Genomic DNA, 14,520 nt, shown 5'->3' on the forward strand with positions numbered 1-14,520 from the left:
TGGCCGTGGATGAGCCGGTTGCGATCGTCGGCATGGCCTGCCGCTTCCCCGGCTCGGTGACCTCGGCCCAGTCCCTGTGGGACCTGGTCGCCGACGCGGGCGACGCGGTGGGGCCGTTCCCCACCGACCGTGGCTGGCCCGAGGGCATCGCCGGCCGGGGCGCGTTCCTCGACCACGCCGACGAGTTCGACGCCGACCTGTTCGGCATCAGCCCCCGCGAAGCCCTCGCCATGGACCCCCAGCAACGACTGCTGCTGGAAACCGCATGGGAAGCGTTCGAGTCCGCCGCCCTCGACCCGGTCGGACTGCGCGGCTCGGCGACCGGCGTATTCGTCGGCGGCACCACCTCCGGCTACGGCACCGGAACCCAGATCCCCCAAGGCGCCGAAGGACACCTCCTCACCGGCAACGCCACCAGCGTCATGTCCGGACGCGTCTCCTACGCCTTCGGCCTCGAAGGCCCCGCCGTCACCGTCGACACCGCCTGCTCCTCCTCCCTCGTCGCCCTGCACCTTGCCGCGCAGGCGCTGCGGACCGGTGAATGCGACATGGCGCTCGCCGGCGGCGTGACCGTCATGGCCGACGCAAGTGTGTTCGGCGAGTTCGACCGTCAGGGCGGGCTGGCGTCCGACGGCCGGTGCAAGTCGTTCGCCGATTCCTCCGACGGCATGGGCTGGGGCGAAGGCGTCGGCCTGCTGCTGGTGGAGCGACTCTCGGACGCCCAACGCAACGGACACAAGATCCTCGCCGTCGTGCGGGGCAGCGCCATCAACCAGGACGGCGCCAGCAACGGCCTGTCGGCGCCGAACGGACCCTCGCAGCAGCGGGTCATCAGCCAGGCGCTGGCCAACGCCGACCTGACCGGTGCGGACATCGACGTGGTCGAGGCCCACGGCACCGGCACGCGCCTCGGCGACCCGATCGAGGCCCAGGCGCTGCTGGCGACCTACGGCCAAGACCGCGCCGGTCACGAGCCTTTGTGGATCGGCTCGGTCAAGTCCAACATCGCCCACACCCAGGCCGCCGCCGGCGTCGCCGGCGTCATCAAGATGGTCATGGCCCTGCGCCACGGCCTGATGCCCGCAACCCTCCACATCGACGAACCGTCGACCCAGGTCGACTGGACCGCCGGTGCGGTGGAGCTGCTCACCGAGCAGCGCGCGTGGCCTGCGGTGGACCGTCCGCGCCGCGCTGCGGTCTCCTCGTTCGGCATCAGCGGAACCAACGCCCACATCATCCTCGAACAGGCACCCGCGCCCGAGCCGGTCTCGGATGTGACGAAGCAGCAGACGCCCAGCCTGGTGCCGTGGCTCGTCTCGGCCAAGTCCGACACCGCCCTACGCGCACAGATCGACAGCCTGCGAGCCTTCGTCGCCGACCAGCCCGAACTGGACCCGGTCGACGTGGCCTGGTCGCTCGCCACCACGCGGACCGCACTGGAGCACCGTGCGGTGCTCCACGGCGACACGACACTCGCCACCAGTGTCGTGGCCGCAGGAAAGACCGCGTTCCTGTTCACCGGCCAGGGCTCCCAGCGCGCGGGCATGGGGCTGGGGCTCTACGAGGCGTTCCCCGTCTTCGCCGAAGCCTTCGACGCCGTCTGCGCCCGACTCGACCTCCGCCTGGAGCGGCCCCTGCGCGACGCGCTTGCCGAGGGCACCGACCTCGATCAGACGGCCTGGGCACAAGCGGCGCTGTTCGCCATCGAAGTCGCGCTCTTCCGCCTCGTCGAAGCGTGGGGCGTGACCCCGGACGTGCTCCTCGGCCACTCCCTGGGCGAGATCAGCGCCGCACATGTCGCCGGCATCCTCGACCTGGACGACGCATGCACCCTGGTCGCGGAACGCGGCCGCCTCATGCAGGCGCTGCCCGCGGACGGCGGCATGCTCGCCGTCCAGGCCACCGAAGCCGACGTCGCCGACTCCGGCCTCGACATCGCCGCCGTCAACGGCCCCAACTCCGTCGTCCTCTCCGGCACCACCGAAGCCATCGCACACTACGCCGCCCAGTGCGCCGAGCGTGGCCTGCGGTTCAACGTCCTGTCGGTGTCGCACGCCTTCCACTCGGCCCTGATGGAACCGATGCTGGACGAGTTCGCGAACGTCCTGGAGGGGCTGACCTTCCACCCCGCACATACCCAGGTCGTCTCGAACCTCACCGGCGCCGTGGCCGAACCCGGTGCCATGCAGCAGCCCACGTACTGGCTGCACCAGGTGCGCCAGCCGGTCCGCTTCGCCGACGGCGTCACCACCCTCCAGACCATGGGCGTGACCCGCTACCTCGAACTCGGCCCCGACGGTGTCCTGTCGGGCATGGCCCAGGACACCGCCACCGGTGCCGTGTTCGTCCCCGTCCTGCGCAAGGACCGCGACGACACCGACACCACCCTCACCGCGATCAGCCGCCTGTGGACGACCGGCACCGACATCGACTGGACGGCGGTGTTCGCCGGCTGGGGCGGCCGGACGGTCGACCTGCCCACCTACCCCTTCCAGCGACAGCGGTACTGGCCCGAGCCCGTCGCCGCACCCACCGGCGGTGAGCTGGTCGATGCCGCGTTCTGGGACGCGGTCGAACGCGAGGACCTGTCCGAGCTGGCGGGTCTGGAGTCGGCCCTGCCGGCACTCGCCGCCTGGCGGCGGCGTCACCGGGAACGCTCGACGCTCGATTCGTGGCGTTATCGGGTCACGTGGAAGCCGCTGGCCGATCCGGTTCCGCCGACGCTGTCCGGCACCTGGGCGATCATCGGTTCCGAGGACGCCGACGTGTCCGCGGCGCTCTCCGCCGCGGGCGCGACCGTGGTCGGTGTGGAAGCCGAAGAGGTGTCGCTGCCGGCTGACGTGGCCGGGGTGGTACTGCTCGCGGACGACGTCGTGGGTGCGCTGGCCGTGGTGCAGTCACTGGCCGGGGTGGATGCGCCCTTGTGGGTGCTGACCCGTGGCGCGGTGTCCGTGGGCCGCTCGGACCGTCTGGTGAGCCCCGGCCTTGCCGCGGTCTGGGGCATGGGCCGGGTCGCTGCCCTGGAGCTGCCGCACCGTTGGGGCGGTCTCGTCGACCTGCCCGAGGTCCTGGACGCGCGGGCGGGTGCCCGCCTCGCGGGTGTCCTGGCCGCCGGTGGCGGCGAGGACCAGATCGCGATCCGTGGGTCCGGTACGTACGGCCGCCGCCTGGCGCGTGCGCTGCCGGCAGGCGTGGTCGGCGAGGGCTGGCAGCCGTCGGGGACCGTGCTGGTCACCGGTGGCACCGGCGCGCTGGGCGCCGAGGTCGCCCGCTGGCTCGCCGACCGGGGTGTGCCGCATCTGGTGCTGACCAGCCGCGGCGGCATCGCCCCCGACGGCCTGACCGAGGAACTCACCCGGCTCGGCACCCGGGTCACCGTCGCCGCCTGCGACGTCACCGACCGGGACGCCCTTGCCGCGGTGATCGCCGGTGTCCCCACCGATATGCCGCTGACAGGCGTCGTCCACGCGGCCGGCGTCGGGGACACGGGAGGGCTGGAACAGACCACCGCCGCGGCGTTCGCGGACGTGGTGCGGGCGAAGGCCGAAGGCACGGTCCTGCTGGACGAACTGACCGCGGATCTGCCGCTCGACCTCTTCATCGTCTTCTCGTCGATCGCCGCGACCTGGGGCAGTGGTGGCCAGGCCGCCTACGCGGCGGGCAACGCCTTCCTCGACGCCTGGGTCCAGCACCGCCATGTCCGCGGACTTCCCGGCACATCCGTGGCCTGGGGCCCCTGGGCCGGAGCCGGTATGGCGGTCCAGGGCGAGGCGGAGCAGGCACTGCGCCGACGCGGCTTGCTGCCGATGGATCCGGGCCTGGCGATTCAGGCCCTGGCCACGGCGGTGGACGGCCGTGAGTCGTGTGTGACGGTCGCCGATGTGGACTGGCCGCGGTTCGCCCCGGCGTTCACCTCGCTGCGGGCCAGCGCGCTGCTGGCGGATCTTCCGGAGGCGGCAGGCGCTCCGGATCCGGTGCGCTCCGGGGAGTCCGGATCGCCGTGGGCCCGGCGATTCACGGGGGCCGCGGTGGAGCACCGTCGCCGGATGGTGCTGGATCTGGTGCGGGCGCAGGCCGCTCAGGTGCTGGGTCATGCGGGTGAGGAGGCGGTGGACGCGGGCCGGGCGTTCCGCGATCTGGGCTTCGACTCGCTGATGGCGGTCGAACTGCGGAACCTGCTGGCCGAGCACATCGGGCTGTCGCTGCCGGCGACGCTGGTGTTCGACTATCCGAGTCCGACGGTTCTGGGTGATCACCTCCTGGCGCAGCTCGTCGGGGACGAGGAGCCGGATTCCGCACTGCCGGCGCGTTCCGCGGGTTCTGCGCCGGACGAGCCGCTCGCGATCGTGGGCATGGCGTGCCGGTATCCGGGCGGAGTGAACTCTCCGGAGCAGTTGTGGGATCTGGTCGAGTCCGCGGCCGACGGCATCACTCCGTTCCCGGCCGACCGTGGCTGGCCCGTGGACGGCCTGGACGGTGTGGCCGGACTGGGCGGGTTCGTCCATGACGCGGACGAGTTCGACGCCGCGTTGTTCGGGATCTCGCCGCGTGAGGCGCTGGCGATGGATCCGCAGCAGCGGCTGCTGCTGGAGGCGGCCTGGGAGACGTTCGAGTCGGCCGGTGTCAACCCCCGCTCGTTGAAGGGCCGCAGCGTCGGAGTGTTCGCGGGAGCCTCGTCGTCGGGGTACGGCAACAGCGGTGTCGCGGGGTCCGAGGGGCATCTGCTCTCGGGCACGGCGAACAGTGTGATCTCCGGCCGGGTGGCGTACGCGTTCGGCCTGGAGGGCCCGGCGCTGACGGTGGACACGGCGTGTTCGTCGTCGCTGGTGGCTCTGCATCTGGCCGCGCAGGCGCTGCGGTCGGGCGAGTGCGGTCTGGCTCTTGCCGGTGGTGTGACGGTGATGGTGAGCCCCGCGGCGTTCGCCGAGTTCGACCGGCAGGACGGTCTGGCCGCCGACGGCCGCTGCAAGTCCTTCGCGGGAGCGGCGGACGGCACCGGCTGGGCCGAGGGTGTGGGTCTGCTGCTCGTGGAGCGGCTGTCCGATGCCGAGCGCAACGGGCACAAGATCCTCGCCGTGGTGCGCGGCAGCGCCGTCAACCAGGACGGCGCCTCCAACGGCCTCACCGCCCCCAACGGCCCCTCCCAGCAGCGCGTGATCCGCCAGGCCCTCGCCAACGCCCAGCTCACCGGTGCCGATGTCGATGTCGTCGAGGCGCACGGCACCGGGACCCGGCTCGGCGACCCGATCGAAGCAGGGGCCCTGCTGGCGACCTACGGCCAGGAGCGTGGCGAGGCCGGCGAGCCGCTGTGGCTGGGCTCGATCAAGTCCAACATCGGTCACACGCAGGCTGCCGCCGGTGTCGCGGGCATCATCAAGATGATCATGGCGATGCGGCACGGCGTGCTCCCGGCCACACTGCACGTCGACGAGCCGTCCCCGCAGGTGGACTGGTCGACGGGCGCGGTGGAACTGCTGACCGAGGCGCGTCCCTGGCCGGAGTCCCATCGTCCGCGCCGCGCGGCGGTGTCCTCGTTCGGCATCAGTGGCACCAACGCGCACGTCGTCCTTGAGCAGGCGCCGGACCCGGAGCCGGCCCGCTGGGCCGGTGCCGGGGCCGCTCGCGGAACGGGGCCGGTGCCGTGGCCGGTGTCGGCGAAGTCCGAGACCGCGTTGCGGGCGCAGGTGGAGCGGCTGACCTCGTTCGTCGCGGGGCGGCCAGAGCTGGACCCGTTGGACGTCGGCTGGTCGCTGGCCACCACCCGGGCCGCGCTGGAACACCGCGTGGTCCTGTCCGACGGGGACGTGCTCGCGGCCGGGGTCGCCGGCGACGGCCGACTGGCGTTTCTGTTCACCGGCCAGGGCTCGCAGCGTGCCGGTATGGGCCTGGGGCTGTACGAGGCGTTCCCCGTCTTCGCGGAAGCGTTCGACGCGGTGTGCGCACGGCTCGATGTCCGGCTGGAGCGCCCGCTCCGGGAGGTTCTGACCGACGGCTTCGACCTCGACCGCACGGTGTGGGCGCAGGCCGGTCTCTTCGCTCTCGAAGTCGCTCTGTTCCGCCTGGTCGAGTCGTGGGGGGTGAGCCCGGATGTGCTGCTCGGTCACTCGCTGGGCGAGATCAGCGCCGCGCACGTCGCGGGCATCCTCGACCTCGACGACGCGTGCGCCCTGGTCGCCGAGCGCGGCCGCCTGATGCAGGCCCTGCCCGCGGGCGGCGGCATGCTCGCCGTCCAGGCCACCGAAGACGAGGTCGCCGAATCCGGCCTCGACATCGCCGCCGTCAACGGCCCGAACTCCGTGGTGCTGTCCGGAGACTCGGACGCGATCGAGCGGTACGCCGCCCGATGCGCCGAGCGCGGCGTGCGGTGCACCGTCCTGTCGGTGTCGCACGCCTTCCACTCCGCGCTGATGGAACCGATGCTGGACGAGTTCGCGACCGTCCTGGCCGGCCTCACGTTCCGTCCCGCGCACATCCCGGTGGTCTCGAACCTCACGGGAGCCGTCGCCGAGCCCGGTGCCATGCAGCAGCCGGAGTACTGGCTGAACCAGGTGCGCCGGCCGGTGCGTTTCGCCGACGGCGTCACGGCCCTCGAAGCGATGGGCATCACCCGCTACCTCGAACTCGGCCCGGACGGCGTACTGTCGGGCATGGCCCAGGAATCGGTCAGCGAAGCCCAGTTCGTCCCCGTCCTGCGCAAGGACCGCGACGAGACCGACACCACGCTCACCGCGATCAGCCGGCTGTGGACCTCCGGCACCGACATCGACTGGGCGGCCGTGCTCGACGGCCGGCACGGTCAGGTGGTCGACCTGCCCACCTACGCCTTCCAGCGGCAGCGCTTCTGGCCGCAGTCGACGCCGGGCGGAGTCGGCTCTGCCGGCACCGGGCACTCGCTGCTGGGTGCGGCGGTGTCCCTGGCCGGCGGGGACGGCATGGTGCACCACGGTGTTCTGTCCGTCGACGCGCAGCCCTGGCTCGCCGACCACGTGGTGCTGGGCAGGATCGTGGTCCCCGGCACCGCGCTGCTGGAGATGGCGCTGCACGCCGGGCACGAGGCCGGCTGCGGAGTGGTCAGGGAACTGGTCCTCCAGGCGCCGCTGGTCCTGCCTGCGGCGGGAGGCGTCCAGGTCCAGGTCCGGGTCGACGATCCGGACGCGACGGGTGAGCGTCCGGTGCAGGTGTACGCCCGTGCCGAGGACACGGACGGCTGGACTCTGCACGCCACCGGCGTCCTGAGTGCCGAGGGACCGGGGACGCCGCCCGGATTCGGTCATGAAGTGTGGCCGCCGCTGCATGCCACCGCGGTGGACCTGGCCGGGTTCTACGAGGCCCTGGTCGCAGCGGGATTCGAGTACGGCCCGGTGTTCCAGGGGGTGCGGGCGGCCTGGCGCGACGAGTCGGGTGTCTACGCCGACGTGGTGCTGCCGGACACGGGCACGAACGCAACGTCCGCCGAGGGACTGGGAATCCACCCCGCGCTGCTCGATGCGGCGTTGCACCCGTGGGGCCTGCTCCCCGGTGACGCCGACGCCTCCGGGCCGCGGCTGCCGTTCGCGTGGTCGGGTGTGGAGCTGTTCGCGGTCGGGGCGACCACCCTGCGGGTGGCGATCCGTCCCGATGGCGACGGCATCACCGTGCAGGCGGCCGACGGAACCGGTCAGCCGGTGGTACGGGTGCGTTCCCTGATGGCGCGCGCGGTCTCGCCCGAGCAGTTGCCTGCCACCGCGCCCGGTGGCGATCCGTTGTTCGCCGTCGACTGGGTCCCTGCCCCGTCCGCGACCACCGCTGCCGCGGAGGAAGCGACGGATGCCTCGATGTGGACGACGCTGACGGCCAGTCGGACCGGGCCGGTGGGCGACGTGGTCGGCGACGTACTGCGCCGGATCCAGAAGTGGCTGGACGACGCCGATTCCGCGGATTCGCGACTGGCCGTCGTGACCCGTGGCGCGGTTCCGGCCCACTCCGGTGCGGGCTTGGACCCGGTGGGTGCGGCGGTGTGGGGTCTGGTGCGCTCGGCGCAGTCGGAGCATCCGGACCGGATCGTGCTCGTCGACACCGACCCGGCATCCGGCGATCCGTTCGATCCGGCGCTGCTCGCCGGGGTGGACGAGCCGCAGGTAGCGGTCCGCGACGGTGCGCTGCTGGTGCCCCGTCTCGCCCGTACCGCCGCCGGCTCGACCGCTGTGCCGCTGGACGGTGACGGCACCGTGCTGATCACCGGTGGCACCGGAACCCTCGGCGGGCTCCTCGCCCGCCACCTGGTCACCGAACACGGCGTCCGCAACCTGCTCCTGCTGTCCCGCAAGGGCCCCGGCGCCCCCGGCGCAGCCGACCTCATCGAGAAACTCGCCGAACTCGGCGCCCGCGCCCGCATCGTGGCCTGCGACGCCGCCGACCGCGACGCCCTCGCCACCGTCCTCGACGGCATACCCGCCGAGACCCCGCTCACCGGCGTCGTCCACGCCGCCGGCGTCCTCGACGACGGCATCGTCACCGCGCTGACCCAGGAACGCCTGGACACCGTCCTGCGCGCCAAGGCCACCGCCGCCACCAACCTCGACAAGCTGACCCGTGGCAGCGATCTCGCCATGTTCGTGCTCTACTCCTCGGCGTCGGCGACCTTCGGCACCCCGGGCCAGGCCAACTACGCGGCCGCCAACTCCTACCTCGACGCCCTCGCGATCCGCCGCCGTGCGGAGGGACTGCCCGGTCTGTCCCTGGCCTGGGGCCTGTGGCAGCAGGCGAGTGGGATGACCGGTCATCTCCAGGACCGGACCGGGCGTCTCGGCCCCGGCCTGACCGACGAGCAGGGCCTGGCCCTCTTCGACGCCGCTCTGGGCGCGGACCGCGCCGACATCGTGGCGATGCTGCTCGACACCGTCGCCCTCCGATCCTGGAACGGCGCCACCCCGGTGCCCGCGCTGCTGCGCGGCCTCGTCCCGGCCGCCGTCGTCCGCAGGGCGGGCCAGGCCCGGGCCGCGGTCGGCGAGTCGCCGTTGCTGCGGCAGCTTGCCGGTCTGTCGTCGGCCGAGCGGCGCAGGCTGCTCCAGGACACGGTGCTCACGGAGGTGGCCCATGTCCTCGGGCACGCCTCCGCGGACGCCGTCGGGGAACGTCAGGCCTTCAAGGACCTGGGCTTCGACTCGCTCACCGCGGTGGAACTCCGCAACCGGCTCAACGCCGCCACCGGACTCCGACTGCCCGCAACGCTGGCGTTCGACTACCCGAGTGTCCATGTCCTCGCGGATCACCTGGCCGGTCTTCTGTCGGGATCCGACGTACCGGCCGCCGTGGCGCCCACACGGCCGGTGGCTGCGGACGAACCCATCGCGATCGTCGGCATGTCGTGCCGGCTGCCGGGCGGTGTGGTGTCCCCCGAGGGGCTGTGGGATCTGGTCACGGCCGGCGGGGACGGGGTGACGGACTTCCCCGACGACCGCGGCTGGGACGTGACCTGGAGCGGGGTCTCCGGATCCGGTGGCTTCCTCGCCGGTGCCGGTGACTTCGACGCGGGCCTCTTCGGCATCTCGCCGCGTGAGGCGCTGGCCATGGACCCGCAGCAACGCCTGCTGCTGGAAGGGGTCTGGGAGGCGTTCGAGTCCGCGGGGCTGGACCCGATGTCGCTGCGCGGATCGTCGACCGGCGTGTACGCCGGAATCATGTACCACGACTACGCCCAGAGCCTGGGCGTAGTCCCGGAGGGTGTGGAAGCCTTCCTGGGCACCGGCAACGCGGGAAGCGTGCTGTCGGGCCGGGTGGCCTACACCTTCGGGCTCGAGGGCCCGGCCGTCACCGTCGACACGGCGTGTTCGTCCTCGCTGGTCGCACTGCACCTGGCTTCGCAGGCGCTGCGGTCGGGCGAGTGCGGGCTGGCGGTGGCCGGCGGTGTGACCGTGCTGTCCACGCCCGCCGTGTTCGTCGACTTCGCCCGGCAGGGCGGACTGTCCTTCGACGGCCGGTGCAAGTCCTTCGCCGCCGCGGCCGACGGCACGGGCTGGTCCGAGGGCACGGCGGTCCTGGTGCTGGAGCGGCTGTCCGACGCACAGCGCAACGGCCACCAGGTGCTGGCGGTGGTGCGGGGCAGTGCGGTGAACCAGGACGGCGCGTCGAACGGTCTGACCGCGCCGAACGGTCCCTCGCAGCAGCGGGTGATTCGCCAGGCGCTCGCCAACGCCCGGGTGGCGGCGGCGGATGTCGATGTCGTCGAGGCCCACGGGACGGGCACCCGCCTGGGTGACCCGATCGAGGCAGGGGCCCTGCTGGCCACGTACGGCCAGGAGCGCGGCGAGAGCGACGAGCCGCTCTGGCTGGGCTCGGTGAAGTCGAACATCGGGCACACCCAGGCCGCCGCGGGCGCGGCTGGTGTGATCAAGATGGTCATGGCACTGCGGCACGGTCTGATGCCGGCGACGCTGCATGTCGACGAGCCGTCGCCGCAGGTGGACTGGTCGGCCGGTGCGGTGGAGCTGCTGACGGAGGCGCGTCCCTGGCCCGAGTCGGATCGTCCGCGCCGCGCGGCGGTGTCCTCGTTCGGCATCAGCGGCACCAACGCCCACGTCATCCTGGAGGCGCCGCCCGCCGCACCGGCCGTCGAGGCGGCCCCGGTACCGACGCGTTCCGGGCTCCCTGCTCCGGTGCCGTGGCCGGTGTCGGCGAAGTCGGCGGATGCCTTGCTGCCCCAGATCGAACGCCTGCGGTCCTTCGTGGCCGGGCGTCCCGCGTTGGACCCGGTGGACGTCGGCTGGTCGCTGGCGACGACGAGGGCCACGCTGGAGCACCGCGCGGTGCTCGCCGGGGACACGACGCTCGCCACGGGTGTCGCGGGCGACGGCAAGACCGCGTTCCTGTTCACGGGGCAGGGCTCGCAGCGCGCGGGCATGGGCCTGGGGCTGTACGAGGCGTTCCCCGTCTTCGCGGAGGCCTTCGACGCGGTGTGCGCGCGGCTCGACGCGCGTCTGGAGCGTCCGCTGCGCGAGGTCCTCGCCGACGGCACCGACCTCGACCGGACGGCGTGGGCGCAGGCGGGCCTCTTCGCTCTCGAAGTCGCTCTCTTCCGGCTGGTCGAGTCGTGGGGGGTGAGCCCGGATGTGCTGCTCGGTCACTCGCTGGGCGAGATCAGCGCCGCGCACGTCGCGGGCATCCTCGACCTCGACGACGCCTGCACCCTGGTCGCCGAACGCGGCCGCCTGATGCAGGCCCTGCCCGCGGGCGGCGGCATGCTCGCCGTCCAGGCCACCGAGGCCGAGGTCGCCGACTCCGGCCTGGACGTCGCCGCCGTCAACGGCCCGGCCTCCGTGGTGCTGTCCGGAGACTCGGACGCGATCGAGCGGTACGCCGCCCGATGCGCCGAGCGCGGCGTGCGGTGCACCGTCCTGTCGGTGTCGCACGCCTTCCACTCCGCGCTGATGGAACCGATGCTGAAGGAATTTGCCGTCGTCCTGGACGGGTTGACGTTCCGCCCGCCCGGGATCCCGGTCGTCTCCGACCTCACCGGAGCCGTCGCCGAGCCGGGTGCCCTGCAGGAGCCCGCGTACTGGCTGGACCAGGTCCGGCGGCCGGTGCGGTTCGCCGACGGTGTCACCGCGCTCGAAGCGATGGGCGTGACGCGGTACGTGGAACTCGGCCCGGACGGCGTCCTGTCGGCCATGGCCCAGGAGACCGTCAGCGACGCCGCGTTCGTCTCCGTCCTGCGCAAGGACCGCGACGAGACCGACACCGCGCTCACCGCGGTCAGCCGGCTGTGGGCTTCCGGTGCCGACGTCGACTGGACGGCCGTGTTCGCAGGGTACGGCGGCCGGACGGTCGACCTGCCCACCTACGCGTTCCAGCACGAGCGGTACTGGCCGCAGCCGAAGACGGCCCCCGGCGATCTGGGCGCCGTCGGTCTGGCGGGCGCCGGACACTCGCTGCTGGGTGCGGCGGTGTCGCTCGCCGAGGGCGACGGGATGGTGCTGACCGGCCGGCTGGCGGTCGGTTCGCAGCCGTGGCTGGCCGACCACGCCGTGCTGGACCGGGTCGTGGTTCCCGGGGCCGCGCTCGTCGAGATGGTGCTGCGGGCGGGCCGGGAGGTGGGCTGTGGACTGATCCGCGAGCTGGTCCTTCAGGCACCGCTGGTCCTCCCGGCCACGGGCGGCGTCCAGGTCCAGGTCCGGGTCATGGCCCCGGACGCGCCGGACGTGTCCGACGAGCGGTCCGTACAGGTGCACGCGCGCCCCGACGGCACGGAGACGTGGACCCTGCACGCCTCCGGTGTGGTCGCCGCATCGGGTGCCGAGGCGCCGGGGTTCGATCTGGCGGTCTGGCCGCCGAAGGACGCGACATCCGTCGAGGCCGAGGGCTTCTACGACGTCCTGGCCGGCGCGGGCTTCGGGTACGGCCCGGTGTTCCAGGGCGTGCAGGCGGTGTGGCGGGACGAGTCGGCGGTCTACGCCGAGGTGGTGCTGCCGGAGCAGGCCGTGAGCCAGGTCGACGGGTTCGGCATCCATCCGGCGCTGCTCGACGCGGCGTTGCATGCCTCCGGTCTCGTCGCGGGCGACACCGAGGCCTCCGGGCCGCGGTTGCCGTTCGCCTGGTCGGGTGTGGAACTGTTCGCGGTCGGGGCGACGGCTCTCCGGGTGGCGATCGTCCCCGCGGGTGACGGAGTGTGCGTCAAGGCGGCCGACGGCACGGGTGCCCCCGTGGCGATCGTCCGTTCCCTGGTCTCCCGTGAGCAGTTGCCGGTCGCCGCCGCCCGCGGCGACGCCCTCTTCGCGGTCGACTGGGTGCCCGCGTCACCGGCCGCGGTGACGGATGGGGCTGCCGAGGACGGGGCGGACGGCTCCGCGTGGACGGTGTTCTCCGTGGGAGACGGGCCGGTGGAAGCGGTCACCGGTGACGCGATGCGCCGTATCCAGGAGTGGCTGGACGCGGAACAGAACGATGACGCACGGCTGTCGGTGGTGACGCGGGGTGCCGTGCCCGCGGGGTCTGTCGTCGGTGTGGACCTGGTGGGTGCGGCGGTGTGGGGTCTGGTGCGCTCGGCGCAGTCGGAGCATCCGGACCGGATCGTGCTCGTCGACACCGACCCGGCATCCGGCGATCCGTTCGATCCGGCGCTGCTCGCCGGGGTGGACGAGCCGCAGGTAGCGGTCCGCGACGGTGCGCTGCTGGTGCCCCGTCTCGCCCGTACCGCCGCCGGCTCGACCGCTGTGCCGCTGGACGGTGACGGCACCGTGCTGATCACCGGTGGCACCGGAACCCTCGGCGGGCTCCTCGCCCGCCACCTGGTCACCGAACACGGCGTCCGCAACCTGCTCCTGCTGTCCCGCAAGGGCCCCGGCGCCCCCGGCGCAGCCGACCTCGTCACGGAACTCGCCGAACTCGGCGCCCACGCCCGCATCGTGGCCTGCGACGCCGCCGACCGCGACGCCCTCGCCACCGTCCTCGACGGCATACCCGCCGAGACCCCGCTCACCGGCGTCGTCCACGCCGCCGGCGTCCTCGACGACGGCATCGTCACCGCGCTGACCCAGGAACGCCTGGACACCGTCCTGCGCGCCAAGGCCACCGCCGCCACCAACCTCGACAAGCTGACCCGTGGCAGCGATCTCGCCATGTTCGTGCTCTACTCCTCCACGTCGGCGACGTTCGGTGCCCCCGGCCAGGCCAACTACGCGGCCGCCAACTCCTACCTCGACGCCCTCGCGATCCGCCGCCGTGCGGAGGGACTGCCCGGTCTGTCCCTGGCCTGGGGCCTGTGGCAGCAGGCGAGCGGAATGACCGGACACCTCCAGGACCGGACCGAACGTCTCGGCCCCGGCCTGACCGACGAACAGGGCCTGGCCCTCTTCGACGCCGCCCTCGGCGCGGACCGCGCCGACATCGTGGCGATGCTGCTCGACACCGTCGCCCTCCGATCCTGGAACAGCGCCACCCCGGTGCCCGCGCTGCTGCGCGGCCTCGTCCCGGCCGCCGTCCGGCGGGCCGGCCAGGCGGCCGTGCGGGAGCCGCAGCTCCCGAAGAGGCTGGCCTCGCTGTCGCCCGCCGATCAGAGCCGCCTGCTCCAGGACACGGTGCTCACGGAGGTGGCCCATGTCCTCGGGCACGCCTCCGCGGACGCCGTCGGGGAACGTCAGGCCTTCAAGGACCTGGGCTTCGACTCGCTCACCGCGGTGGAACTCCGCAACCGGCTCAACGCGGCCACCGGACTCCGACTGCCCGCGACACTGGTGTTCGACTACCCGACCTCGGCGAAGCTTGTCGATTTCCTCGCCGCGGAGCTGCTTCCCCGGCAGGAGATGGCCGCCACGGCCCTGCTCTTCGACAAGCTCCAGGAGATCGAGGCCGGTCTCGCGCAGACCGCGGACGCGGCGGCTGTCACGAAGCTCGTCCGGCGCCTGGAATCCATGATCTCCAAGTACGGCGACGACGGTATGCAGCAGGTCGCCGCCCCTTCGGTGGTCGACGCGCTCGGCCAGGCGACGGACGACGAGATGTTCGCGTTCATCGACAGGGAGCTCGGCGATGACTAGCCGGCGTTTC

1 protein-coding gene (only partly in view) is annotated in these 14,520 nt (G+C 72.8%); it reads left to right on the plus strand.

The features are described 5' to 3' along the window. Positions 1-14,510, plus strand: the final stretch of a protein-coding gene (locus OG306_RS01820; RefSeq protein WP_371665061.1) for a type I polyketide synthase. Its footprint begins 19,480 nt before the window's first position; the window shows 14,510 of its 33,990 coding nt (coding positions 19,481-33,990); the start codon falls outside the window, past its left edge; the stop codon is at positions 14,508-14,510. Positions 14,511-14,520: the final 10 nt, after the last annotated feature.

Origin of the sequence: Streptomyces sp. NBC_01241 (genome assembly GCF_041435435.1) — a bacterium.
In the GTDB taxonomy this organism is placed as follows: domain Bacteria; phylum Actinomycetota; class Actinomycetes; order Streptomycetales; family Streptomycetaceae; genus Streptomyces.